This is a genomic window from Kribbella sp. CA-253562 (assembly GCF_050942265.1).
Lineage (GTDB): Bacteria > Actinomycetota > Actinomycetes > Propionibacteriales > Kribbellaceae > Kribbella.
Map to the genome: position 1 here is coordinate 343,414 of NZ_CP192049.1, position 26,759 is coordinate 370,172.

Annotated in this window: 12 protein-coding genes; 8 read left to right on the plus strand and 4 right to left on the minus strand. The window is 70.2% G+C overall.

The window, feature by feature from the left end:
- Positions 1-33 precede the first annotated feature (33 nt).
- Positions 34-240 carry a hypothetical protein gene (locus ACQPXM_RS01735; RefSeq protein WP_432944023.1) on the plus strand — a complete coding sequence of 69 codons (207 nt, stop codon included), beginning with the start codon at positions 34-36 and terminating at the stop codon, positions 238-240.
- 965 nt (positions 241-1,205) lie between these two features.
- Here ACQPXM_RS01735 and ACQPXM_RS01740 read toward each other — a convergent pair.
- Positions 1,206-3,167 (minus strand): Xaa-Pro dipeptidyl-peptidase, encoded by a 1,962-nt coding sequence (locus tag ACQPXM_RS01740; RefSeq protein WP_432944025.1) that lies wholly within the window; start codon positions 3,165-3,167, stop codon positions 1,206-1,208.
- Positions 3,168-3,357: 190 nt separating this feature from the next.
- Here ACQPXM_RS01740 and ACQPXM_RS01745 point away from each other — a divergent pair, with 190 nt between their 5' ends.
- Complete coding sequence (locus ACQPXM_RS01745) at positions 3,358-4,371, plus strand: LacI family DNA-binding transcriptional regulator (protein ID WP_432944026.1); 1,014 nt, start codon at positions 3,358-3,360, stop codon at positions 4,369-4,371.
- 37 nt (positions 4,372-4,408) lie between these two features.
- Positions 4,409-5,335 carry a 1,4-dihydroxy-2-naphthoyl-CoA synthase gene (locus tag ACQPXM_RS01750; RefSeq protein WP_432944028.1) on the plus strand — a complete coding sequence of 309 codons (927 nt, stop codon included), beginning with the start codon at positions 4,409-4,411 and terminating at the stop codon, positions 5,333-5,335.
- Positions 5,336-5,377: 42 nt separating this feature from the next.
- Here the strand turns inward: ACQPXM_RS01750 and ACQPXM_RS01755 are convergent, their stop codons facing one another.
- On the minus strand, positions 5,378-6,367 hold the full coding sequence (locus ACQPXM_RS01755; RefSeq protein ID WP_432944030.1) for a ricin-type beta-trefoil lectin domain protein: 990 nt from the start codon (positions 6,365-6,367) through the stop codon (positions 5,378-5,380).
- A 351-nt stretch (positions 6,368-6,718) separates the two neighbouring features.
- Here ACQPXM_RS01755 and ACQPXM_RS01760 point away from each other — a divergent pair, with 351 nt between their 5' ends.
- The 3 genes from ACQPXM_RS01760 to ACQPXM_RS01770 are packed head-to-tail and all read left to right on the plus strand — an operon-like array spanning position 6,719 to position 12,728.
- A complete protein-coding gene (locus ACQPXM_RS01760; RefSeq protein ID WP_432944032.1) occupies positions 6,719-7,177 on the plus strand; it encodes a sigma-70 family RNA polymerase sigma factor in 459 nt (152 codons plus the stop codon).
- A complete protein-coding gene (locus ACQPXM_RS01765) occupies positions 7,174-8,241 on the plus strand; it encodes a hypothetical protein (protein ID WP_432944034.1) in 1,068 nt (355 codons plus the stop codon). The genes ACQPXM_RS01760 and ACQPXM_RS01765 overlap by 4 nt, the downstream gene beginning before the upstream one ends.
- Positions 8,232-12,728 carry an FtsK/SpoIIIE domain-containing protein gene (locus ACQPXM_RS01770; protein ID WP_432944036.1) on the plus strand — a complete coding sequence of 1,499 codons (4,497 nt, stop codon included), beginning with the start codon at positions 8,232-8,234 and terminating at the stop codon, positions 12,726-12,728. The genes ACQPXM_RS01765 and ACQPXM_RS01770 overlap by 10 nt, the downstream gene beginning before the upstream one ends.
- Positions 12,729-12,784: 56 nt before the next feature.
- On the opposite strand, the gene ACQPXM_RS01775 is transcribed toward ACQPXM_RS01770, so the two are convergent.
- Both ACQPXM_RS01775 and ACQPXM_RS01780 read right to left on the minus strand, forming a co-directional pair.
- Positions 12,785-13,093 (minus strand): hypothetical protein, encoded by a 309-nt coding sequence (locus tag ACQPXM_RS01775; RefSeq protein ID WP_432944038.1) that lies wholly within the window; start codon positions 13,091-13,093, stop codon positions 12,785-12,787.
- A 33-nt stretch (positions 13,094-13,126) separates the two neighbouring features.
- Positions 13,127-14,014 (minus strand): hypothetical protein, encoded by an 888-nt coding sequence (locus ACQPXM_RS01780; protein ID WP_432944040.1) that lies wholly within the window; start codon positions 14,012-14,014, stop codon positions 13,127-13,129.
- Between the two features lie 137 nt (positions 14,015-14,151).
- Between ACQPXM_RS01780 and ACQPXM_RS01785 the strand changes: the two genes are divergently transcribed.
- A complete protein-coding gene (locus ACQPXM_RS01785; RefSeq protein WP_432944042.1) occupies positions 14,152-24,192 on the plus strand; it encodes a hypothetical protein in 10,041 nt (3,346 codons plus the stop codon).
- A complete protein-coding gene (locus tag ACQPXM_RS01790) occupies positions 24,189-26,705 on the plus strand; it encodes a right-handed parallel beta-helix repeat-containing protein (protein WP_432944044.1) in 2,517 nt (838 codons plus the stop codon). The genes ACQPXM_RS01785 and ACQPXM_RS01790 overlap by 4 nt, the downstream gene beginning before the upstream one ends.
- The last annotated feature ends 54 nt before the right edge of the window (positions 26,706-26,759 follow it).

Sequence of the window (26,759 nt, forward strand, 5' to 3'; positions counted from 1 at the left end):
CGACTGTTCTCGCTTGCTCCATAGCGTCGTCCCATGACATCTACACAGGAGACGGGCCGCGTGGGTGTGGAGTGGGGTGGCCGACCCAGCGACGAGGACCTCGACGCGACCGACTGGCCTCGGCTGCAACCCTCGGCACGATGCGACGGCGAGAACCCCATGACCGGCCGAGCCTGCGTCAACGGGTATCACCAGGGGTACCACCGCGACTCCATCGGCGCGGAGTGGTTGGATGACTAGGCGGCAAACGGCCGTGATCACAGACCCCGGCCGACGGATGATGCGGACCACCGCGACGGTCTCACCCGCAGCTGAGCCGGACGCCCACCACTCACCAACCGCCCGAAGGACGTCTGTCCCGGAGTACTTCACGCCTGATGGCGGTCCCGCGCGACGGGTTGGTGAGTGCTGCACGTCCGCTTCCCTCGGCAGCTGTCGCCGACGGTGTTTCCGGCGAGCGGCCTCCGGCCATGTTCGCGGACAGACCACCGAGTGGCCGGCCGGCGACTTCGACCCTTTGCACAGGAGCTCGCCAGCTTCGACGGCGACCCGGAGACCGCCGCACCAGCCCAAACGCCGGCTGAGTCGGACGCCCACCACCGACCAAGCATCCGCGGGAAAGCTGTCCAGGGAGACTCCACGCCTGGAGGTTGTCCGGTCCGAGAGCTTGGTGGGTGGTGCACGTCCGCCTGTCGAGAACTGTCGCCGGCGGATGTGCCCAACCACCGCGACGGCCGCACCCCGCGGCTGAGGCTCCCCACCACTCACCAACCACCTGCAGGACGTCTGGCGCGGGTACTTCACGCCTGAACGCGGTCCCGGGCGACAGCTTTGTGAGTGCTGCACATCCGCGTCCCTCGGCAGCTTGTCCCTGACCGCGTCGGGTGAGTGACCTTCGGGGACGTTCGCGGCCAGATCACCGAGCCGCCGACCGGCGACTTCGACTCTTCGGCAGGAGCATCGCCAGCTTCGACGCTGCCCCCGGAGACCGCCGCACCGGCCCGAACGCCGGTCAGGCCGACGCCCATCACCGACCAAGCACCCGCAGGCAGGCTGTCCACGGAGAATTCACGCCTGGATGGTGTGCAGGTCGAGAGCTTGGTGGGTGGTGGACGTCGCCTGTCGACGGCGGTCGCCGACGAGGCCGGGGGCGTCCGTCGAGGTGCCCACGACGGAGGGGAGGGCGTAGTCGGCCGCGTGGGGAATTACCCGAGCGGGTCGTGCAGGTCAGGACGTTCCGTCGGTGTGGTGATGTCGACGTCCAGTGGCTGGGGCTTCACCGGGGCCGGGACCTTGCCGGCGGTTACCGGGAGGTTGAGTTTGCTGTGGGCCAGGTCGATGTCGACCGTGGCGCCGGTGTCGTTGGGGGTCGTCCACTCCGTGTCGGAGAGGGTGACGGCCAGGCCTAGGGTTCGTCCCTTGGGGATGATCTCGTCCTGGGCTCGCAGCGGCACCGTCACGGTGGTCCATTTGCCGGGGGTCAGCGGCTTGGGGTGGGCGAGGGACGAACTGTGGGCCGCGTCGATCCAGCCTCGGCTGACGATGCCGTGGTCGCTCTTCTCGGTGAGCTTCTCGACCGTGAAGTAGCAGCTGTCGTCGTAGTCGGTGCTGGAGCCTTCGCACGTGCTCGTGTTGGTACGACGAACCCCCGCGTACCGCTCCGCCTCGCCGTATTCGATCAGGCGGGCGGTGACCGGAGTGGTCGTGGAGTCCGACTTGACCCGCAGGGTCACCGACGGCGTGCCGCTGATCCGGATCGTCGCGGGCAGTGGCGCCGACAGGAACATCTGCCGTCCGGCGATCTCCTCCGAAGGCGTGGAGACGATGGTGTCCTCGGTCAGTGTCGGGTCGTCCGTGACGGTCACCGTTCCCTTGCCGTAGGCACCCAATTTCCCGGCGGCCAGCGGGACGCCGACGGTCTTCGACACGGCCGGCCAGGTCGGGTAGTCGCGCCACACGTCCGGCGCGACCTCGATCGAGGCCTGCGGCGAGCGCATCACGTTGTTCTGCAGACCCTGCAGCCAGTAGTCGAACCACTCGTGCAGTTCGTCCACCCACGCGTCCCGCCGGAACTCGAAGGGATCGACGTGGTCCTCGAGGCCGAGCCAGATCTTGCGCGGGACCCGGTTCTCGGCCAGCGCGTCCCACCACTGGGCGAAGTGGTTGGTCTGGACGTTGTAGTCGCTCAGCCCGTGCGTGACGAACACCGACGCCTTGATCTTGCGGGCGTCCTTCACGTAGTCCCGCTCGGCCCAGAAGCGGGTGTAGTCGCCGGTCTCGTCGTCGTCGGACTCACCGAGGTCAGCCCGTACGGCGTCGCACGCGGGTGTGTCGTGGCCGACGTACCCACCGAGCCAGGGCATGTAGTCGATCGAGTACGGCACCCCGCCGGAGCGCGAGTAGTCGTACCACGAGGAGATCGCCGAGATCGGCACGATCGTCTTCAGGCCCCGGACGCCGGTCGCCGCGACCGCGTTGGCCAGCGTGCCGTCGTAGGACTTGCCGATCATGCCGACCGCGCCCGTGGTCCACGACGCGCGGACCGGCGAGCCGTCGGACAGATGGGCGGTGTTGCGCCCGTTCAGCCAGTCGATCACCGCGACGACCGAGTCGACCTCGTCCTCGCCGCCGACGTCGCCGCAGCCGGTGGAGCGGTTGGTTCCGACGATGTCCACGCCGACGACGGCGTAGCCGCGCGGTACGAAGTAGTTGTCGTAGTAGAGCGGCATCTTCTGGATGACACCGTTGGCGTCGTAGCTCTTCTTCTCGCTCTCGTTGCCGCGACCGCAGCAGGAGTAGTACGGCGAGGCGTCCATGATCACCGGGATCCGGACGCCGTTCGCGTCGGTCTCCCGGGGCCGGACGATGTCGACCGCGATGACGTCGTTCACTCCGTCGGAGTCGGTGTCCATGCTCGTGTCGACGTAGACCGACTCGCGGATCGCGCCGGCGTAGTCGTAGACCGGCCGCGTGCTCTTCGTCCGTGCGTCGACGTGGGCCGGGAGGGCGCCGGCCAGGCTCGCCTCGAGCGCGGGGGCGGGCACCGCGGGGACCTGTGCGGGTGAGCCGTCGGGTGCCGGGGCGGCCGTGGCGGTGCCGATCGCGGTGGTCAGGCAGAGCACGGTGGACGAGGCCAGGACGGTCACCCTGGCGCTGACGGTCGTCATGGCTGGGAAGGCTAGTCAACCCGGGCCGCAGAAGCCAGGCTCTGACGACATTGCGTGACACTTCCCGCACTGCTGCTGCGCCACCCGGAGGTCACTTCCACGCCACTTCGCCGCCACGCAACGTGAGCGGCACCACAGGTCCGATAGGGTGACCGCCACCCGGGGGGAGCCAACGGAAGGTGGGTGGCCAGTGAATCTGCGAGCGCCGGTGACATTGCTGGACGTCGCGCAGCGGGCGGGCGTGTCGGTCGCGACCGCCTCCCGCGTGCTGAACGGCGGCGACCGGGTGCCACGCCCGGAACTGCAGGAGCGCGTCCGCGCGGCGGCCGCCGAGCTCGGCTACACGCCGAACGCGCAGGCCCAGGCGTTGGCCAAGTCGTCCACCAACGTGGTCGGGATCCTGGTGCACGACATCGAGGACCCGTACTTCGCGGCGATCGCGAACGGCGTGATGCGCGCCGCCGACGAGCGCCACCTGCTGGTGATGATGGCCAGCACCTTCCGCGACGCCGAACGCGAGATCGCCTATCTGTCCTCGTTGCGCGCGCAGCGGGCGCGGGCCGCGGTGATGATCGGCAGCCGCCGGACCGACGCCGACCAGCTCGCCCGTACGGCGACCGAGATCGAGGCGTTCCTCGGGTCGGGCGCGGGCCTGGCGCTGGTCAGCCAGTCCGGCATGCCGGCGCACACGATCGAGCCGGACAACCGCAAGGGCGCCGCCGACCTGGCGCGCGAGTTGGTTGGGCAGGGCTGGCGCAAGTTCGGCGTACTGGCGGGGCCGGAGGAGTTGGCGACGGCGCGGGACCGGCGGGACGGGTTCGTCGCCGGGCTGGCCGAGGCGGGGCTGGAGCCGGTGGCGGTGCAGGCCGGCGAGTTCACCCGTGACGGCGGGCATGCCGCGGCCGGCGAGCTGCTGGAGCGCGAGCCGGGGCTGGACTGCCTGTTCGCGGTGAACGACGTGATGGCGGTCGGCGCGATGTCGGCGCTGCGCGAGCGTGGCATCGACGTGCCGGGTCAGCTCGGGGTTGCCGGGTTCGACGACATCGCGACGCTGCGGGACGTGTGGCCGGGGCTGACCACGGTGCGGCTTCCGCTGGAGCAGATGGGACGACGTGCGCTGGAGCTCGCGATCGAGGGCGGCGACCCGCGGACCGAGACCTACGCCCCCGAGGTCGTGCTGCGCGAGAGCACCAGCAAGCGCTGACGTCGTCCTGGGGACGAACACCGGCGGGCACTGAAATATGCTCGGCCGCGTGACCGAGTCCGCGAACGTCAGCGAGATCTTCGACCCGTCGGCCTGGAAGGCGGTCGACGGCTTCGACCTGACCGACATCACCTACCACCGCGCGGTGGACGCCGGGGTGGTGCGGATCGCCTTCAACCGCCCCGAGGTGCGCAACGCGTTCCGCCCGCAGACCGTCGACGAGCTGTACCGCGTACTGGACCACGCGCGGATGTCGAGCGACGTCGGCTGCGTGCTGCTGACCGGCAACGGGCCTTCGCCCAAGGACGGTGGCTGGGCGTTCTGCTCCGGCGGCGACCAGCGGATCCGCGGCAAGGACGGCTACAAGTACGCCGAAGGTACGACGGCCGACACGATCGACCCGGCCAAGGCGGGCCGGCTGCACATCCTCGAGGTGCAGCGGTTGATCCGGTTCATGCCGAAGGTCGTGATCTGCGTCGTCCCGGGCTGGGCCGCCGGGGGCGGGCACAGCCTGCACGTGGTCGCCGACCTGACGCTGGCCTCGGCAGAGCACGCGCGGTTCAAGCAGACCGACGCGGACGTGGCGTCGTTCGACGGCGGGTTCGGTTCGGCGTACCTGGCCCGGCAGGTCGGGCAGAAGTTCGCCCGCGAGATCTTTTTCCTCGGCGACGAGTACTCCGCCGAGGACGCCTTCCGGATGGGCATGGTGAACAAGGTCGTCCCGCACGCCGAGCTGGAGCGGGTCGCGCTGGACTGGGGCCGCAAGATCTGCGCGAAGTCGCCGACCGCCCAGCGGATGCTGAAGTACGCGTTCAACCTGATCGACGACGGGCTGGTCGGCCAGCAGTTGTTCGCCGGTGAGGCGACCCGGCTGGCCTACGGCACCGACGAGGCCGCCGAGGGCCGCGACTCCTTCCTGGAGAAGCGGCCCGCCGACTGGTCGCCTTACCCGTACGCGTTCTGACGACGGGCCCGGAAATCAGGCCCGGAAAAGCGGGCCGGACAATCAGGCCTTGCGCCACTTCTGGCTCGACGAGCCGTTGCACGACCGCAGCGTGAGGCGGGCGCCGTTGCCGGTGCCGTCCGCGGTGACGCACTTGTCGGCCTGCGGGTTCACCAGGTCGTGGGCACCGTTCAGCGTGAACTTCTGCGCCCAGCCACCGTTGCAGTTGACCAGCTGAACCTGCGTGCCCTCGTCGGTGCTGGCCCAGGCCAGGTCCATGCACAGGCCGAGCGAACGCACCGTGCCGTCGCTCTCGAACGTCCACCTCTGGTTGGAGCTGCCGGCGCAGTCCCACAACTGCAGGGCCGTGCCGTCGTTGGCCGTGCCGCCCTGGGAGTCCTTCACGTCCACGCAGCGGTTGGCGCCGAAGTTCTGTACCAGGACTCCGGTGGCTTTGGACGCGTCCTGCACCTGTGGCGGGTTGCTGGTCGTGGTGGTTCTCGGCGTCACCTTCGGCGGCGGGGCCTGGGTGCTGTCCGCGCGCGGCTTCTGCGACTGGGTGGTGATGCCGGGCTTGGTCGTCTCGCCGTCGCCCGTCCCCGTACCGGACTTCGTCGTGGTGGTCGTGGTCGTCGTCGCTCCGGGCTTGCCGGGCTTGCCGGGCATCGTCACGGTGGCAGGCGGCTGGGTCACGGTCACCCCGGGTCGCTGCACCACCGTCGTACCGGGCTTGCCGACCGGCTGACCGGACGGCGTGGTGGTCGGATGCGCCGATGGCAACTTCTCGCCACCCTCGCTCTTCACGCCACCAGGGATGGTGGAGCTGATCTGCGTGTCGGCGGCCAGGGTCGTCTGGTTCCCGCCGCCACCGATCCGCCCGAGCAGCGGCACGCTGACGGCGATCGCGGCCACGACGGCGGCGGTCACCGCGGTCGTCGCCCACGCCCGAGCGCCGGGAAGCCTTGTAATCCTGGGGATCGCGGGGCGTTTGGCGAAGGTCTCCGCGAAGCGTTTCGCCGGCAGGGAGGAGTCGTCGGGGCGGTCGGATCGCACTGCAGCTCCAGTGGACGCGGGACAACGGGCTGCGCCGAGAACGGGCTCGGTGGGCAGAGGGCAGAAGCGAGAATCGCTGCTCGGGGTCGCCGCAGTCAAACGCGGAAGGCGTTGTGTACATACTGTTCAGCGCCGTGGTCCGGTCGTCGGCCGACGTTCATCGAACGTCCATTGCTACTCGGTGCCATCTTCAACTAACTTGATCGGCTGTCCCGTTTCCGGTCCGGCCTTCGGTCGAGCCGCGCCCGGCTGTCCCGAGCTGTGTGAGGTAGTGACATCGACGATTCGCGTGCCCACCGGTCCCAGGCCATCGACCTGTGCCTGGCCGAGCGGGACAGCCTCCGGCGCTACGTGACCAGCTTGCTCGGCCGCGACGCGCACTCCGCCGAGGACGTCGTGCAGGAGACGCTGCTGCGGGCCTGGCAGCAGGCGGACCGACTCGACTTCGAGCACCGCCCGGTGCGGATGTGGTTGTTCCGCGTGGCCCGCAACCTCGTCGTCGACCTGCATCGCCGCGACGGCCGGACGGTCGCCGTCGGTCTCGGCCCGTCCGACTACGCCGACGCGGTGACCGAGCCCGATCCGGCCGACCAGATCACCGATCGCCTGCTGCTGGTCGACGCCCTCCGGAACCTGCCGTCGGCCCAGCGCGAGGTGCTCGCCCGGGTGCATCTGCTCGGTCATCCCGGCGAGGTGGTCGCGGACGTGCTCGGCGTACCGGTCGGGACGGTGAAGTCCCGTACGCACAAGGGCGTTCGGTCGGCACGAGCCGCACTGGCTCGTCACGGTTGCGTCGGGGTCGCCGCATGAGCTTGTTCGGTGGCGGTCTGACCAGTTGGCTCGGGTACGCCGGGATCGTGCTGCTGTTCGTTGTCCTGATCCACTTGCTGGTACGGCGTACCGGCGGGTGGAAGCTGTTGTTCCGGCGCATCCGCCGTGAGCTGACCTCGGCCGCGCACGCCTTCTACGACCCGGTCGCAGCCCGGCTCCGCTACCGCAAGCGCGTCGCCTTCCTCGCCGGACTGCTGCGTTCGCCAGGCGCGTGGAGCGACGCGGAGCACGCGATCGGGCACGCCGCGGAGCTGACAGGCAAAGCCGAGCCGTACGGCGTGGTCGTCGCCAAGGACCGCGTCGGCGTACTGGTCGCCGGCGGCACGCCGGACAACCCCTTGCCGACTCCGTGGCGCCGCGACGACCACGACCCGCGGCTGTGGTGGATCGAGCGGTCCGAAATTGCCGGCTACCCGGCCACCATCCGCGCCGCGCGCCCGCAAGCGCCGTTGCTCGTCTGCGTCGGCATCGACACCACCGGCCGGACGGCGGTCCTGCTGGACCTGCTGGCCGGCCCTACCACCGTCTCCGTGTACGGCGAACCACGCGCGGCGCGCGCCGTCGTCCAGTCGATCGCCGCGCAGCTCGATGTCCGGCTCCCCGCCGGCGCGGTGGAAGTTGCCGACGGCATCCACAAGTCCCACCCCGGAATGACGCTCGCGGAGGCGGTCAAGCGCCTGGGCGCGTGGTTCGTGATCGGCGCCGAGCAACTGGCCGTCCCGCTGCCCGCCGGGCTGCGCCTGATCAGCCTCGGTGTCGCGCGCGGCAGCTCGCGCCTGCTCGAGGCGCTGCCCGACGGCACCCTGCGGCTGTACGGCGCGGCCGACTGGCTGCGCGTCGATCCGTTGCCCTTGGCAAAGGCTGTCGCGCGGTCGGTCGGCCGGCTGCCGGCCCACGACTTCGAAGGCCCGCTGCGGGGGACGCCCGCCGCGGCCACGACCGACGACCTCGACGACCTGGACCTCGGGATCACCGCGACCGGCGTGTCCGCGCGGTCGGCGGCCGATGCGGGGACCGACCGGAAGGCGCCCTCGTGGACCTGACCCTGACTACTGTCGACCGCCTCGGCGAACGCACCGACCGAGCCCTGCGTCTGCCCGCCGGAGCGACCGCGGCCGGCCTGGCCGAAAGCCTCACCGGCGCTCCGAACGCCTTGTACCTGGGCGAGAAGAAGCTCGACCCCGCGACGCCGCTGGCCGGTTCCGGCCTGCGGGACGGCGGCGTACTGGGCCTCGGCGCGCCGGTCCGCGAACCCAACCTGATCGAGGCGCTCGACGGCGCCGGCCCGGTCACCGTCGAGGTGCACGCGGTCTCCGGCCCGCAGGCCGGACGGGTCTGGCGGGTCGGGCCGGGCAGCCACGAGATCGGCGCGGACGCGCTCTGCGCGATCCAGCTGACCGGGGCCGACGTACCGGAGCGAGGGCTGTGGCTGACCGTCGGACCTGACGGTACGGCGACCTGGCACCGGACCGAGGTGGTGCCGGGCACGACCGCCGGGCACCGGATCGGGCCGCCCGCCGAGGACGCCGCGACGGCCGCGATCAAGCACCGCGACGAGGACGAGGACGAACCCGCCGGACGCCGGCAGCGCCGGATCGCGGCGGCCGGCGAGATCGCGCAGCTCGCCGTACCGCGGGTGCACGAGTGGCCGGTCGACGAGGACCTCGCGGTCGGTCAGGTGCTGCTGCGGCTGAGTGGATCGACCGAGACGACGGCGGCGGTGCGCCCGTCCGCGGACGGGTTCGGCATCGACTACAACCGCCCGCCGCGGATCGCGCCGCACCTGGACGACGAGAAGCTGCGGCTGCCGCCGCCTCCGGTCCCGCAGGGCAAGCGCCCGTTCCCGTGGCCGATGATCCTGGCGCCGGTGGTGCTCGGACTCGTCATGGTCGGCATCTTCCACTCGTACTTCTACTTGGTCTTCACGCTGCTCAGCCCGGTGATGCTGGTGATGAACTGGCACTCCAGCCGCAAGTCGAACCGCAAGCAGCACATCGAGGCCACCCGCCGGTACGTCGCCCGCAAGGCCGCCCTGGAGGACGAGATCCGGACGGCGGTCGCCCGCGAGCGCGTCATCCGCAACGTCACCTCCCCGGATCCGGTCCGCGTCGCCCAGCTCGCGATGATGCCCGGCAGCCGGCTGTGGGAGCGGCGCCGGACCGATCCCGACCACCTGCTGCTCCGGCTCGGCACGGCCGACCAGCCGTCGCTGAAGGAGCTCGACGACCAGGGCCGCGAGGAGAACCACCGCACGATCCGCTGGACCATCCCGGACGCGCCGGTCGCCGTTCCGGTGCCGGGCCACGGCGTATTGGGACTCGCGGGCAAGGACCCGGCGACCCAGGCGGTCGCGCGCTGGATGACCTTGCAGGCGGCGGTTCTGCACTCGCCGCGCACGTTGCGGATCGTGCTGCTGACCGAGAACGACCGGATGGCGGACTGGGGCTGGGTGCGCTGGTTGCCGCACTTCCGCCCGTCCGACGGCCCGGCCTCGGTGCTGATCGCCAACGACGACGCGTCCACCATCGCCCGGGTCGGCGAACTGGTCTCGCAGGTGCAGTCCCGGCAACGGCAGCGCGCCGCGTCGGGCAAGCCCGATCTGTCCGACCCCGACATCCTGGTGATCTCCGACGGGTCGCGCCGGTTGCGCGACGTACCGGGCTTCATCCAGGTTCTGGCCGACGGTCCGGCGTACGGGATCTACAGCGTGTGCGTCGACACGGACGAGCGGTTGCTGCCCGAGGAGTGCAGCGGCGTCGTCCTGGTACAGGGCGACCGGCTGACGGTACGACGTCCGGGCCTGCCCGATCAGTCGTCGGTCCGCGCCGACCAGGTCGCGCCCGACTGGTGCGAGCAGGTGGCGCGCTCGCTCGCACCGATTCGTGACGTCAGCCCGGACCACGACGCCGGTCTGCCCAAGCAGGTCAAGCTGCTCGACCTGATCGGCCACCAGACTCCCGACCCGGCCAAGATGGTCGAGGACTGGAAGCGCCGGCCGGCCAGTACGTCGTTCGTGCTGGGCAGCGACTACGACGGCACGTTCTCGGTGGACTTGGTCGGTGACGGCCCGCACGGCCTGATCGCGGGCACCACCGGTTCCGGCAAGTCCGAGCTGCTGCAGACCATGGTCGCGTCGCTCGCGGTCGTGAACCGGCCCGACGAGCTCACCTTCGTGCTGGTCGACTACAAGGGCGGCAGCGCGTTCAAGGAGTGCGCGGGGCTGCCGCACACGCTCGGCATGGTGACCGACCTGGACTCGCACCTGGTCGAGCGGGTGCTGGAGTCGCTGGAGGCCGAGCTGCGCCGGCGCGAGCGCGTGCTGGCCGCGGCCGGCGCGAAGGACCTGCCGGACTACCACGCCAAGCGGGCGGTCGACCCGGAGCTGGCCCGGTTGCCGCGACTGCTGCTGGTGATCGACGAGTTCGCCACGATGGTGCGGGAGATCCCGGACTTCGTGCCCGGCCTGATCAGCATCGCGCAGCGCGGCCGGTCGCTCGGTCTGCACCTGATCCTGGCCACCCAGCGGCCGGCCGGAGTGGTGACCGGCGACATCCGGGCCAACACCACGCTGCGGATCGCGCTGCGGGTCACCGACCAGTCCGAGAGCCAGGACGTTGTCGACGTCAACGAAGCCGCGTCGATCGCACCCGACCTGCCCGGTCGCGCGCTGATCCGGCGCGGGCCTCGGCTCGCCGACCTGTTCCAGACCGCGTGGGTCGGCGCGGAACGCCGGACCGGCGAGCCGGTCGCGGCCGTCGCGGCACCGGCGAAGATCCAGGTCTCCGATCTCGCGGTGGACGAACTCGGCCGGACGCCCAAGCTCACCGTCGTACCGGAGGAGGTCGTCGAGGGACCGGCCGAGCCGGCGGTGACCGACCTGCAGGTGCTGGTCGAGGCGTTGCAGCAGGCCGCTGCTCAGCTGGACGACTTCGTGCCGCAGCCGAGTCCGTGGCAGCCGGCGCTGGGCGACCAGATTCTGCTCGGTGAGCTGCCGGACACCAGCGATCGGGAGATGTTCATCCCGTACGCGCTGGAGGACCTGCCGATGCTGCAGCAGCGGCGGGTGGCGGGTGCCGACCTGAACACGTTCGGGCATCTGTACGTGATCGGTGCGCCGCGATCCGGGCGAACGCAGATGCTGCGCACGCTGGCCGGGTCGGCGGCGAGATATCTGAGCAGTGCCGATCTGCACCTCTACGGCATCGACGCCGGTGGTGGCGGGCTGTCGGCACTGGCCGCGCTGCCGCACTGCGGAGCGATCGTCTCCCGGCACGACATGGAGCGGCTGACCCGGCTGCTGCGCAAGCTGAACGTCGAGCTGACCGAGCGGCAGGACCTGGCCGGGCAGCACAACGCGACCGGCTTGCCCGAGCTGCGCAAGATCCTCTCGAAGGTCGAGCGGCCGGCGCACGTGTTCCTGCTGATCGACGGCTGGGACTCGCTGGCGGGCATCCTCGACGAGCACGACCACGGCCAGTTGCTGCAGGACGTGATGCGGTTGATCCGGGAAGGTGCCGGTCTCGGCATCCACGTCGTCGCCACCTCCGAGCGTTCGCTGCTCGGTGGGCGGCTGGCCTCGCACAACGACCACAAGTTGCTGCTGCGCCAGGCCGACCGGACCGACTACCAGGCGGCCGGACTGCGATTGCAGAAGGTGCCCGCGATGGTTCAGGCCGGTCGCGGCTGGCACGTGCTGTCGGGGACCGAGACGCAGGTCGCCGTGCTCGCGGCCGGTGGTGGTGCGGAACAGGTCGAGGCGTTGAAGGCGATCGCCGCGGAGGCCCGCACGCGGGACGCGAAGGTGCCGGCCGCGCGGCGCCCGTTCCAGATCGCGGAGCTGCCGACGGCGGTCGAGTTCGCCGAGGTGTACGAGAAGGTCGCGCCGGAGGACCGGCGTCCGCAGTGGGGGCTGATCGGCGTCGGTGGTGACGACGCCGGCGCGGTGGGCGTGGACCTGGCGGCCGTCGGCTCGTCGTTCGCCGTACTCGGGCCGCCCGGGTCGGGGCGGAGCAACACGCTGGCCTGCCTGGCGGTCTCGTTGCTGGCCGGTGGCTCGTCGCTGGTCGTGATGACACCGCGGGACTCGCCGCTGCGGGCGCTCGAGCGGCACGCGCAGGCCGTCGTACTGACCGAGACGGATCCGGCCGAGGACATGCTCCGGGGTGCGCTGGATCGGTTGCCGGGGGCAAAGGTCGTGCTGATCGACGACGCCGACCTGCTGATGTCGCCGGCCGCCGACCGGGTGCTCAAGGAGATCGTGGTGTCCGGCCGGGACAACGGGCTGGGCCTGGTCTTCGCCGCCAGTACGGACGGTTTCCAGTCCGGGATGAGCGGCTGGGCGGCGTCGGCCCGCCGGGCCCGCCGGGGCGTCCTGCTGGAGCCGCGGCAGATCGGCGACGGCGAGCTGATCGGCGTCCGGCTCGGCGCGAACATCGTCCGGGCAACCCCGCGGGTCGGCCGCGGCTGGACCACCGGCCCGGGCGCGACGCCGTCCGCCGTACAGATCCCGCTCACCACGCTGCGCGGCTGATCCTCAACAGCGCAAGGGCCCCAGGGTGACCCTGGGGCCCTTCGCCGTACCTGGGACTACTTGGTCTGGTTGAGGCTGCTGGTGATGCCGGCGTCGAACTCCTCGGCGTTCTTCTTGATGCTGGTGAACATGTCGGCGAAGTCCTGGATGCCCTTGACCGCGGCCTTCAGCGAGGTGTCGAAGTTGTTGTAGGTGTTGCGGATCACCTCAGACGACTGCTTGAACACCATGCCGTCGTCGACCAGCGTGTTGACCCGGGTGCGCAGGTTCTCGATCGTCGGGACGATCTGCTCGTGCGCGTTGGTCATCAGCGTGGTGACCTCGAGGATCTTGCCGTAGTCGAGGTTGATGCCGTCGTAGGCCATCGGGGTGCGCTCACTTTCTGGTGGGTGGGGGGATCACACCTTCATCGAGGTGCCGTGGCCGGTTCCGCCGCTGCCGGGCGAAGCCGGGTGGTTCGACTGACCGCCGCCGCCGGAGTCGCCGTCGGTGTCGTCGTTCGGGTCGTCGCTGCCCTTGTCCCAGACCCAGTCGGCCGGCTTGCCGTCGGGGCCCTTGGGACCGCGGGTGTAGTTGCTCCAGGACCCGTCGCTGCCGCGGGTGTACATCGAGCCGCTGCCGTCGCCGTTCAGGTAGGTCTCGTTCTTCACCGTGCTGCCGTCGGGGTACGTGGTGTTGGTGACGATGGTGTTGCCGTCGTTGCTGTAGTCGGTGACCGAGTGGTAGAGCTTGCCGTCGTACATGACGGTCGAGTCCTCCTGGATCACCTTGTTGTCCTTGTCCAGCGTGAGATGGGTGTGCACCTCACCCCGGTCGGTCTTGATCACCTGGTCCAGCGGCGGGGTGTCACCGGGGTTCTTGGCCGAGCAGAAGTCCGGCATCGAGCCGTCCGGACCAGGCACACACTCGTTCTTGTGGGCCTGGTAGTAGTCCCACAGCGCCTTGTCGCGGAAGTAGTTCGACAGGCCGAGGTTGCTGCCGGTGATGCCCATGCCCTGGGCGATCTCGGAGTCGAACTGCAGGAACGCCTCGCCCACCGAGCCGAACGAGTTGCCCAGCTCGATCAGTTTGTCGTGCGCCTGGCCGAGAGTGCCCCGGGCGTTGCGGTGCAGCCCGGTGATCGCGCTGTCGACGTCGTAGCTGCCGAGGATCGCGGAGCTGTCCTGGCCGGCCAGCGTGTTGAACAGGCCCTCGTCGAGCATCGGCTTGATGTTGCCGGCCAGCTCGTGCAGGTTCTTCTTGGCGTCGTTGAGGATGTTGTAGTCGATCCTGAGTCTGTCCGGCACCTGGCCTCCCGCCGATGGGTTGTTCCCACCTGACCACGCGCGGACCGCCGATCCGGTTCACTTCCGGTTCCCGGTGAACCGGATCGGGCGCTCGCGCGTGGTCAGGTGGACGGTCATCACGGTGAGGAGGGTTCGGCATGCCACGCCCCGGCGACTGGGACGCGATCGGACTGTCGTCCGACCCGACTCCTGGTGACCCCGACACCATCAATCAGCTGGCCGGCATCTTCCAGCACCTCGGCGGCAAGGCCCGCGAGATCTACGCCGCGATCGAGGCGGTGATGAACTCCGCCGACGACAGCGTCTTCTCCGGCCAGACCGCGGACGCCCTGCGCGGCAAGGTGGACCAGCGGCTGCGCGGTCACGTCGAGGACGTGGCCTGGGCCTTCGAGAGCGCCGCCGGTGCGATGCGCGACTGGCACGGTGTGGTGGTCGAGCAGCAGGCCAGGGCCGACGCCGCGCTGAACGCGGGCCGCGGTCTGCCCGACGACGATCCGGAGCGGCAGCGGCAGGCCGACATCGCCCGCCAGGCCGGTGAGAACCAGGCCGAGCAGGGTCGGTCGGTGTCCGGCCGGATCCGCAGTGTCTCCCACATCGCGCTGCCGATGTCGGCGTGCGAGGTCTTCTGGGACGCGTTCAAGTGGCTGGCGATCATCCTGATCATCCCGGCCCTGGTCTTCGGCGGCCCGATCGCGTTGCTCGCGCTCGGGGTGAACCTGACCCTGTTCCTCAAGACCGTGGTCGACTTCGCCAACGGCGACGCCAGCTTCCTCGACCTGTTCCTGGCCGGGCTCGGCATGATCGCGCCGACCACCAAGGCGCTGCCGATCTTCAGCATCCTGAAGGGCGTCGGCAGCGCGGTGGCCGGTGGCGCGAAGGCGTTCTTCCAGGGGTTCAAGCAGATCTTCAGCCGTGAGTTCCTGTTCAGCCGGCTGCTGCCCGGCTTGTCGCACCTGCCGGCGCTGGCCACGGTGGCGATCCGCGAGACCGGGCTGTTCGTGGTCAGCGGGATCAAGAACCTGGTCGGGTTCGGCGGCCACATCCTGAACGCCGGCGGACTGGCGCTGACCAGTATCACCAAGCTGCCCGCCGCGATCGCCAAGCTGCCGGGCGCGATCTCCCGGCTGCCCGGCCGGATGTGGAACGGCCTGGTGACCGGCGGCGAGCACGCGTGGAAGAACTTCGTCAAGCCGTTCTGGGACGCGCATCTCGGCAACGGCCAGATCTTCCGCCTGATCCTGCCGATCGACGCCGCCGAGGTCCGCGCCTTCGGGTTCTGGAAGGCGCTGAAGATCGGGTTCTTCGACCGTGGCGTGCTCGGCCGGCACCAGTTCGGTGCCGCGCTGACGGGCTCGCTCGGCCGCAGCATCGCGGCGGTCCCGATCAACCCGCCCGCGGTGCACACCGCGCTCGGCGACGGTTTCACCGGGCTGTCGCACATCAACCTGCCGCCGACGATGGACCTCGGGGTGCTCCGGATCGGCGGCGACCTGGGCGCTGTCACCACGTCCGGTTTCCACGCCGCCAAGCAGATCGACAGCCTGGACGGCATCCGGCTCACCGACCTGGTCAACGTCCGCACCGGCGATCTCGGCATCAGCGTCACCGGCGGTACGACGATCAGCGGGTCCGGCCTGCACCTCCCGTCCACCGCCGGGACGTCGATCCCGGTCAACGGCGTGGTCAGCGGGCTCCCGACGCCGGGACAGACCGGTCTGCAGGGCACCAGCGTCTCGGTGTTGCCGACCTCAACTCATTTGCCTGGGGCAAACGTTCCGCCCACGTTCACGAACTTGCCGGGGGCAACACCGCTGGCGGGCGCGACGCACCTGCCCGGGACCAACGTCGTCGGTGTCGGCTTCCACGCCGTACCGGGTGAGGGCGCGACGAACTTGGCGTCCGCACACCTGCCGCCACCGGCCGCGGCGAGCATCGGCGACCTGATCGCGCCGTCGGTCCGCGGTACGACGCCGACCGTCTCGCCGGGAGCGGGCCTGAAGATCGGTGAGGGGACGACGCACGGCTTCATCGCCAACCAGATCCGGCAGGGCCTGGACGACCTGAGCCTGCCGACCACACACCTGTCGACAGCGCCCGTGCAGGCCCCGACCGTCGACCGGCTGAACGCCGCGATGCAGTTGGTCGACCACAAGCCCGCCGGAGTCCAGTCGCTCACGCCGCCCAACGGGTTGCACACGACGCGTCCGGCGACTCCCGACACCGGCCTGCACAGCACTCGTCCCGCGACCTCGGACACCGGACTGCACGGCGTACCGTCGCCGGGCGAAGCCGGTCGGCCGCCGGTGCCGAACGGATTCCACGGTGACGAGCTCGCCGGGGCCGGGTCGGCCGGTGGCGCTCCGCTGCACACGATCACGAACCAGCCGGTCAACGTCCCGGTCAAGCCGGTCGACCTGCCCGGTCACCAGCCGTTCCCGGCCCAGGCCGGCAAGAGCGGGCTGCCGGGGGACGCCGGGGTGCCGACCACGCCAGGGCGTGCGGCCCAGACGGACGTGCCGTTGCAGGGCGTTCCGGACCGTCCCGGGCTGTTCGTCCGGGTCGAGGACCACGGGCCCAAGATGTCGACGTACCAGATGTTCGGCGGCGGGCCGAACGGGCGGATGGACGTCCTGCCCGGGGAGCACGTGCGGTTCACCGACAGCGCGACCGGCCAGACGTTCCGGTTCGACACCGACGGCAAGCTGGTCGACAAGGGTGTCCGGCTGACCCAGGGCGACGGCGTGCTGCGCCTGGACGACAAGATCGTCGTCATCCGCCCGAACGGCTCGCACAAGGTCACCACGCTGGCCGGCGACGGCGTCCCGGAGAGCCTGACCGTGAAGGCGCTGGACGGCGGTGGCCTCCAGGTCGTGGCCAAGGACGGCGTCAGCTGGAACTACGGCGCGGACGGGCGCCTGCAGGGCCAGACGGTCGGCGCGAGCTGGGAAAAGGACCTGGCTGCGCAGGCCGGTGCGTTCCGCAAGCCGGGCGACTCCGACGCGGTCGTCCAGGCGAAGATGGCCGACTTCGGTCAGGTGCGCAAGGCCGAGCTCGACCTCGCCAAGGTGCGCAAGGACCTCGACCTGGCCGGCCCGGGCGGGCCGTCGGGCAAGCCGCTGGGCGACACCGCAGACCTCACGCTCGGCGCGGCCAAGCAGCACGTGGACGACGTGACGACCGCCTTCGCGGCCAAGCACGGCGCCGGCGTCGACCACTACAAGTCGGTCCTCGACGACCTGCTGGCCGACTCCGTGAAGGACCGGCCGCGCGTGGTCGGCGGCGGCGTCGACCGGGGCGGTCCGTCCGGCGGGCACCGGATGAACCCGATGAGTGCCCCGCCCCGGACGCACGACCTCCCCGCGCAGGTGCAGGTCGTGGTGCGCGACGGCGACGTGAGCCTGGTCAACCCGGCGGACCGGGCGCTGGTCCACCTCGAGCAGACCGACGACATGGTCAAGGTCACCAGGTCCGGAGCGCGCGGTACGTCGTTCGAGTGGGAGTACCAGGTCATGCGCCGCGGGCAGCTGAGCCTCAAGGCGCAGTCCCTGCCGTTGTCGGGCGGAGCCCTCGACGGTCAGCTGCTCCGGATGAACGGTTTCGAGGTCGGCCACTACGGCGGTCTGGTCGACGTGAACGGGACGCACTGGCCGGTCAAGGCGAACGGCCACACGGTCACGGTCGGCTCGCCGGACGGAGTGCTCAGGTACGACCAGGCCACCGGAGCGTTCCGGTCGGTCGACGCCGGCCCGGCAGCGCTCCGCCCGGCGCCGGTGCCGCCCGCCCACCTGCAGGGTGCGGACGCCGCGCGCTGGACGTCCTCGGTCGAGCTGTCCCGGCTGCACCTGCGGGCCGCGGCCGACGACGTCACCGAGACGCTGACCAAGGCGATGAGCAACGTCACCGAAGGCTCCTTCACGAACCTGCGCGGGTACGGCGGGTTCATCGACCGCGGTCAGGTGAAGGACCTCGACGTCCTGGTCGAGAAGGTCGACGAGTTCGTTCAGGGCACCTCGGAGCTGACCCTCCTGGGCAGGAACAGCCCGATCACCCTGTACCGCGGCGTCTCCCTCGACCCGGCGGCCGCCCAGGCGAACCACTTCCTGGAACGGCTCCCGTCGTCGACGTCGAGCAGCATCGAGTTCCAGCCCACCTGGGCCAGGCACGGCGACCCGCGGACGAACGCCGTGTTCGAGATCGACGTCCCGCCGGAGCACGGCAAGCTCGCGCTGTCCTACCCCGAGCACTACCAGCCGCTGGCCGACGACGCCATGCCGGTCAACCCGACCCAGTTCGAGGTGACGCTCGCGCCGACCCAACTGTTCCGGACCGGACCGAACAAGCTGGTCAGGGTCGGCGACACCGATCTGCTGGTGATCCCGGTCAGCGCCAAGCAGCTGCTGCCCTCGGAGTACGAGTCGCTGATCCGCGCCGAGTGGCCGGGGCTGTCCTCGGCCGAGGCGTTCGACGACTTCGGCCGGGCTCTGTCGGTCGACGGGCTGCGCAGGTTCCAGGGCATGACGGACGTGACGTCCACGTCGGTGCTCAGCCCCGACGGCCTGGTCAACACGATCCACGTCGGCAAACGCGGTACGCCGGACCACCTGCTGATCACCGTCACCCGCGACGTCGGCGCGGACACCGTGACCGTGACCGCGAAGGTCAACGGCGAGCAGTACTTCGCCAAGTCCTGGCGGGGTACCGACTACGCCCAGATCGCGACCGACCTGAAGGCCGGCGCGCTGAACGACAACCACCAGTTCCTCGGGAAGCTGCAGCCGGCGCGGTGGCGGACCGCACCCGAGGCGATCGGCGACACCTGGGACGCGGACCTGGCCGCGCGGTTGCAGGTGTTCGTCAAGCCGGGTGACTCGGGGCTGGACACCTCCGCCCGGATGAACGACTTCGTCGCGGTCCAGCGCGCTCAGGACGACCTGAAGCATGCCGCCGGCAACTACCAGGCGAACCGGGGCGAAGGAACCTCCGCGGCCCGGACGGTCGACGACCAGACCGCGATCGACCTGAACCTGGCGCGGTATCAGCTGGACGTCGCGAAGCGGACCTTCCAGGACCAGCACGGGATGTCCGTCGACGATCTGTCCCGCCGGCTCGACGAGCTGCGCGACCTCTCGCTCAGCGACCGGCCGCGCGGGTTGGGGGCCGGCCGGTCGCGGGTCGGTGAGGTGCCGGGTGAGAACGTCCGGGTCCAGCTGGACGACGGCCGGATCACGCTCGGCGACACCGGGGCGATCCCGTACCGGACCGAGCTGGCCGCGGACGGCAACGTGATCGTCCACCGGCTGAACGTCGAAGGCGGCGGGATCGCCCAGAGCTGGGTGTTCAAGCCGTGGCTGGGTGGCAAGCTCGTGCACGTCGGCGACAGCTTCCCGCTGGTGGGTGGCGCGCACGACGGGCACTCGATCCTGTGGACGGTGAAGAACGGGAAGCAGGAGTCGCCGCAGGTGACCGACGCGGTCGGCCAGCAGTGGCCGGTCCGGATCACCGACGACGGACTGGTGATCGCGAGCCCTGCCGGGCCGCAGCGGTACGCGCTCAACGGCGGTCACCTCGGGCCGGAGCCGACGCCGCAGCTGCCGGCCGCCGTACTGCCGGACGACTTCAGCGGGGACGCGGTCCGGTGGACCAACGCGGCCGACATCTCGCGGCTGCACCTGACCGAGGCGGCGGACAAGTCCAGCGGCATCCATGACCTGATCCGCAAGGTCCAGACCGGCAGGTTCACCGGGCATCGTGGGTACGGCGGCTTCGTGAAAGACGCGACGGACCAGCTGCTCAAGGACACCGAGGCGTTCTACAAGTCCACTCAGGACCTGCTCTTCAAGGGGCCCGACCGCGAGATCACGCTGTACCGCAGCGTCGACATGGACAAGGCGTCGGCCTCGGCGACGGAGTTCGTCGAGCGGGTGCCCAGCTCGACCTCGCAGGACCTCGCGTTCCAGGTCGAGTGGACCCGCAAGGGCCTGCCGGACAACACCTACGTGTTCGAGATCGACGTCCCGGCCGGGCACGGCAAGCTGGCGATGTCGTACCCACCGGGCTACCGGGAGCTGGACACCGCGCCGCCGCCGCTGAACCAGGCGCAGTCGGAGATCACGCTCGCGCCGACCAAGCTGATCCGGACCGGGCCGAACAAGACGGTTGTGGTCGACGGCGTCGAGCTGCAGATGATCCCGGTCAGGGCCGAGCAGATCCCGGCCAGCAAGTTGAAGCAGTTCCTCAACGAGCCGTGGCCGGGGATGCCGATCGACACGGCGTACGGCGATCTGGTCCGGGCCTTCGACCAGCAGGCCATCACCAACTGGAACGGCTACAAGCACGCCTTGGTCCGGTCGGAGACGACCGGTGACGTGACCAAGCTGTCGGTGACGCGACCCGGGTCGACCGACCAGCTCACGGTCACGGTCACCCGCGACCCGGTCAACGAGACCGTCTCGGTGAACCTCGCCGCCGGTGACAAGGTGCTGACCAAGGGACCGTGGAAGAGCACGGACCTCGGTGACCTGGCCGCCAAGCTGCGCGGCACGATCCTGCACGACAGCGACGAGTTCCTCCCGTTGCCGCGTCCGGCGTCCTGGCCGCAGGACCTGATCGAGGTCCAGGTCCCCGGCGGTGGCCTCACGCTGCGGATCGAGAACGACGGTCTGACCACCACCCACCGCCTGGTCGGCAATGGGCTCGACGACGTCGCCGTCCGGGCTCTCGACGACGGCGGCTACCGGGTCTTCGGCGGGAACGGCCAGGCACATCACTTCGGCGCCGACGGAACGCATCTCGGCAGCGGGCATTCCCTTGTCGACAGCAACCATCTCCGGGGCAACCTGTTCGTCGAGACCGACCCGGTGCTCGGCACGCGGCTGGTCGACGTCCAGGGGACGCCGGTGCCCGGAACCACGGTGGAATCCCTTGCTGGCGACGGGTTCCGGGTCACGACGGGTGACACGTACCGGACGTACGACGCCGCCGGGAACCAGCTCGCCGACGGATTCGCGGTCCGACTGCCGGGCGAGAGCGGGTTCGTCGAGGTCGACGTGGCAGGTGGTGTGCGCCGGCTCGGCACGGACCGGCAGCCGCTTCCGGCGGGCGCTTCGCCGTACGGGGTGGCGTTGACGGACACCGGCTTGGTGCGGATGGAGCTGCACCTGCCGAACCGGCCGCGCGACGGGGAGTTCCACACGTTCTCGCGGACCGGCGACCTGCAGCAACAGGGGTTCCCGGTGGTCCGCAACGGGCGCGGGACAGGTTTCCAGTACGTCGTCGACCACGCGACCGGCACCTGGTCCCGGGTCGGCGACGACACGACGGGAGCCTTCCTGCACGGCAAGGTCGAAGTCTCGGGACTGGAGAACGGGCGGATCAAGCTGCTCAGCTCGACCGGCAAGCCGGTCGAAGTGTTCGAACGGCGACTGCTGCCGGACGGCACGCTGCTGGACAGCTTCCGGCGCACGGACACGCTCGGGTTCGGGCGGTTCGACCGGAGCTCGACCTGGGTGAGCTACGCGCAGGACGGCACGATGACCGGCTGGGGGCAGCGGCGTTTCGACACCACCGGTTCGGGCTGGCAGGACGTGCAGGGTCAGACACCGATCCGCGAATACCGCGAAGGGCTGCAGAAGTACCACTCGTCCACCGGTCACGTGCTCGCCACGAAGAACGGCGACGAGTGGCACTGGTACAAGTTCGACGACCACGGCCACCAGATCGCGGACGGCGGGCGGGTGCGGGAGACCATCGGCGACGGCTGGAAGGACACCTACACCCGGACCACCCTCGCCGGTGACGTCGTCGAGGTCGCCCAGCAGAAGTGGGGCATGTGGCACCGGACCTCGACCGCCGGTCAGTACCAGGAGTTCACCCTGGTCCGGAACGCCAACGGCGCGCTCGAGCGGCCGGGCACGTGGGAACAATTGTCGCGTCAGGGTCGTGAGTCCGGTGGAGCCACCTCGCTGGACAACGGTCTGCTGACCGTCGTACGCCAGGGTGAGCAGCGGCCGCCGGTGTGGGTCCGGGAGAGCCCGATCTACGGCAACGAGCGCCCGATCGGAACGGTCGCGCACCTGGCCGACGACTCCCGGTTCCAGCTGTTCGGCTGGGAGAAGTCCGGTCCGAACGCGGGCAGCGGAATGCGGTACGTCGGCGCGGACGGCTCGATCGTCGACGTCGCGCTCGACGGTACCTTCGTCCGCTCCACCGGCAAGCTGTCCGACGGCACCACGCTGAAGGTCGGCGACCACGCGACCCCGCCGGCGGTCGCGCACCCGCAGGGTGGAACGCCCTGGGAGGCGGGCCCGCACCGCGGCTGGCGACTCACGAACGGCGACGAGTGGACCGACGTCACCCAGGTGAACGGGACCTGGGTCAAGGTCCGGGAGAGCTTCGCCGGTGGCCTCGTCCGCCAGTATCCCGACCACCAGAATCGCCTGGTCTGGTTCGACCGCGACGCGCACGGCAACCTGTCCGGCCTGTCCTCGAAGGCGCCGGACAGCTCCGGGACCGGCCAGCGGTACGTCGTCGCCGGCGGCGCGGCCGACTCGGCACAGTGGCGCTGGTACGAGCTCGACGCCCACGGCGTCGCGGTCCCGGGCCGCGAGGGTGACCGGCTGTTCTTCCGCGGCTCGACCGACGAGTCGCTGTCCTGGGACGACTCGTTCCGCGACTTCGATGCGGATGGCAACTTGGTGCGCGACCGCCGGATGCTCGACGGCGGCCGGTACGTCGAGTCCTGGCAGCTGCCCAGCAAGCACTGGCGCAGTGGTCAGTTCGACCGGCTCGGGCTCAGGGTGGCCGGAGACCAGGACCTGGTCCGGCTGTGGAGCACCGGCGACGAGTGGCAGCAGGGCTGGGTCAGCGGCTCGGATCACTTCCGGGACGTTCGGCAGGGCATCGGCGCCGCGGGCGACGACGTGTTCCGCGAGGTGCCGCTGCACCTGCGGGACAGCCCGCTGCGGGTCCGCGAGTATCAGCTCGACGGTGCCGGGCGGCCGGCGTACGGGCAGTGGAAGGAGTTCGACCACGGTGCCGTCGTCCGGGAGCGCAAGCTGTCCGGGCAGAACTACTTGGAGACCGACAGTTGGCGTGGGCAGTGGAAGCTGTACGACGCCGACGGCCGGGTGATCGGTGAGCGCGGGCACGATGGTCTGGTCTTCGAGCTGCGCGGCGACCGGCTGACACTGACGGGCAGCGAGTACGACTTCCGCGGCCCGCTGACCGAAATGCGCGGCTGGGGCCGACGGCTGCGCGAGCCGCAGCGGGCGCCGTGGCTGCACGACGGGGACTGGACGTTCAACCGCACGACGCTGATGCCGAACGGCAACCCGGCGTTGCGCGAGGCGGCGTACGCGCCGTACCCGAAGAGCGTGGCGCAGAAGGCGATGATCGAGTTCGGCCAGGAGTTCCTGCTCGAGTTCACCAGCAACCTGATCGTGAACGCGATCGTCGCCGAAGCCCAGGGCCGGTCGTTCACCGGCAAGGACGCGCTGAAGGCGCTGATGAACGCCGGGGTCTCGTCGACGATCAAGACCGGTCTCAGCACCGCGCTCAACGAGACCAAGATCGGCGGCGCGCTCCGGACCTTCCGGCAGGGTCAGGTCAACGTGGACGCCGGCAAGCACTGGAACCGCCGTCCGCTCAACCACGATCGGCTGTGGACCAACGAGTGGACCGGCAACGAGTCGGCCACCCGGTGGCGCGGCGGCACCTACGACTTCGGTTTCAACTTCGCCCCGTCGTTGGTGTCCGGGTTCGTGAACGGCACGATGAACGCGTCGATCTTCGGCATCACCACCGCCGACGGGCACTCGGTCAAGTTGTCCGGTGGGGCCGCGCTCGGCGACGGCGGCATCAACGCACTCGCCTCGCTCACCACCGGCGTCAGTACGGCGCTGGTGAAGACCGTGGCGACCGGTTTCGGCGGCGGCCGGTTCTTCCACCGGCAGGGCTTCGCGGACTTCTGGCTGCAGCTCCCGTTCCGGGTGTTCGAGAAGTCGATCCAGGGGATCTTCCTGACCAGCGCGTACCGGGCGTCGATCAATCCTGACTGGTACGCGTCGAAGCAGCCCCCGCCCACTTCGCTGCTGGCGCTGCCACCCGGTGTGACGATCCCGCCGCCGGTACCGCATGCTTCGGGGCTGGTTTTACCGGCCGGGACGGGAGGAACGTCGTGACGACACGGATGGTGGCCGCGAAGGGACGCGGCACGTACCGCCGAATCGGTGACGCGATCCGCGCGGCCGGTCCCGGCGACGTCGTGATGGTTGCCCCTGGCACCTACGCCGAGCAGGTGCGGCTGGACCGCTCCGTCTCGGTGGTGGCCGAGCACGGTCAGGGCAGTGTCGTGATCACCGGTACACCGGGCTCGGGTGAGCCGTCAGTGATGGTGGACGGCCTGGAATGCGCGCTCCGCGGGTTGACGATCAGGGCGGCCGACGAGAGCGGCACTCCCGCGATCGGGCTCTCGCCCGGTGCTGGCCTGTTGCTGGAGGACTGCGTGGTGTCCGGCGGCCGAATCCATGCCCGGGGCAACGAAGACGGCGATGGTGGGTCGGATCTGGCCGGCTACGGGACCACGACGCTGGTGCTGAGGCGGTCCCGGGTCGAGGACGCGCGGCTGGCGGCGATTCACCTGTCGGGCCGGGTTCGGGCCTCAGCTGAAGATGTGGTGATCGCGACGATCGACGGCATCGGCGCGGTGCTGTCGGGTGCGGCGTCGCTGGAGGCTCAGCGGCTGCGGCTGGAGAGCACAGTCGGGTACGGCATCCGCCTGCGGGGCAACAGCCGGCTGCGGCTGACGGACTCCGTCGTACGGCGTACTGGGATGGCGGGGGTGTTGCTGGAGGACGGCGCAACCGGGGCGCTGGAGGACCTGCGGGTGGACGCGGCCGGTGCCGCGGCGATCCATGCGGCCGGGTCGTCGAAGGTCGAGCTGACCGATTGCCGGTTGCAGAACGCCGTGGCGAGTGGGTTGGTCGTCCAGGACGAGGCGGAGGTTGTGGCCAAGGGCTGCGCGATCACTGATGTCGGGGCGAACGGCGTACTGATCACGGACTCGGCGTCGGCGAAGCTGTCCGACAGCCGGATCGATCGGTCGGCGTACAGCTCGGTGCACCTGACCGGCCGGGCGACGAGCACGCTGACCGACTGCCTGATCCGCGGTGGCTCGGAGCACGGTGTCCACGCGACCAGCGACGCCGTGGTCGAGCTGGCCGCTTGTGGGATCACGGACACCGGCATGACCGGGCTGTCGGCGGTGGAGAGTGCGACTGTGAAGGCCGAGGGGTGCTGGATCAGCGGTGGCGCCATCGGGATCCACCTGGGGTCATCAGTGACCGGGGTGGTCCTGCAGAGCTCTGTGACCAGCACGAGTGGGACCGGCATCGAGGTCGCGGGTGTTGGCCGGCTCGAGGGACTTCGGGTCAGCCGGACGAAGGCGGCCGGGATCGTGGTGGGTGCCGGCGCTGACGCGGAGATTCTCGGCACGACGGTCGAGCAGTGCGAAGGATCCGGGCTGGTCGTCTGGTCCGGAGCGGCGCCGACCGTCCAGGCGCTGCGGGTCGCTCAGGTGGCGAAGAACGGGATCTACCTGGCCGAGAAGGGCGCGGGAACGTTCAGCGACTGCGATCTGGTCGGTACGGCGTACCCGGCGCTGCACCTGAGCAAGGACTCGGCTCCGGTGCTGAAGCACTTGCGGATTCGCGACTGCGCGGGTGCCGCCGGTGAGGACGAAGGGGCGAACCCGGTCTTCGAGGACTGCACCGTGGACGGCGTACCGCTGTCGCCCGCCGTACCGGCTGCTGCTGCGGCGGGTGCGCCCGCCGCCGCTCCGGCGACGGCCACCGGTGCGCTCGACGAGAGCATGCCGCCGGCGGACGAGTCGCTGGAAGACGTGCTCGCCGAGTTGGAGGAGCAGGTCGGTCTCGACCGGGTGAAGCGGGATGTCCAGTCGATGGTGAAGCTGATGCAGACGGTCCGGATGCGGCAGGAGGCCGGGCTGCCCGCGCCGCCACTCAGCCGGCACCTCGTCTTCGCAGGCAATCCTGGTACCGGCAAGACGACGGTCGCCAGGCTGTACGGCCGGGTGCTGAAGGCGCTCGGCCTGCTCCGCAAGGGCCACCTGATCGAGGTCGACCGGACCGCCCTGGTCGGCGAGTACGTCGGCCACACCGGGCCGAAGACGACGGCCGCGGTCACCCAGGCTCTCGGCGGTGTGCTGTTCATCGACGAGGCCTACTCGCTGGCACCGGTCGGGATCGGCAACGACTTCGGCGCCGAGGCGGTCGCGACGCTGGTCAAGATGATGGAGGACCACCGCGAGGACCTGGTGGTGATCGTGGCCGGTTATCCCGAGGACATGGGCCGCTTCATCGGCTCCAACCCGGGCCTGTCGTCCCGCTTCACCCGGACGCTGCTGTTCGACGACTACACCCCGGACGAGCTGGTCGCGATCTTCGAGTACCACGCCGGTGAGCACCAGTACCGGCTCAGCTCCGACGCCCGGGCCGCGCTGACACACCTGTTCCAGGTGATGCCCCGCGACGAGGGCTTCGGCAACGGCCGGTCGGCCCGGCAGATGTTCCAGCAGATGACCGAACGCCAGGCCCACCGGCTGGCCGAGCTTCCGGCGCCCACCGCCGATCAGCTCAGCGTGCTCGAAGCAGCGGACCTCCCGGACGGCTTTTAACAGAAATTCATGGGAAGCGAACTGCTGACAGTGTGAAATTCCGCGTTTAGTCTC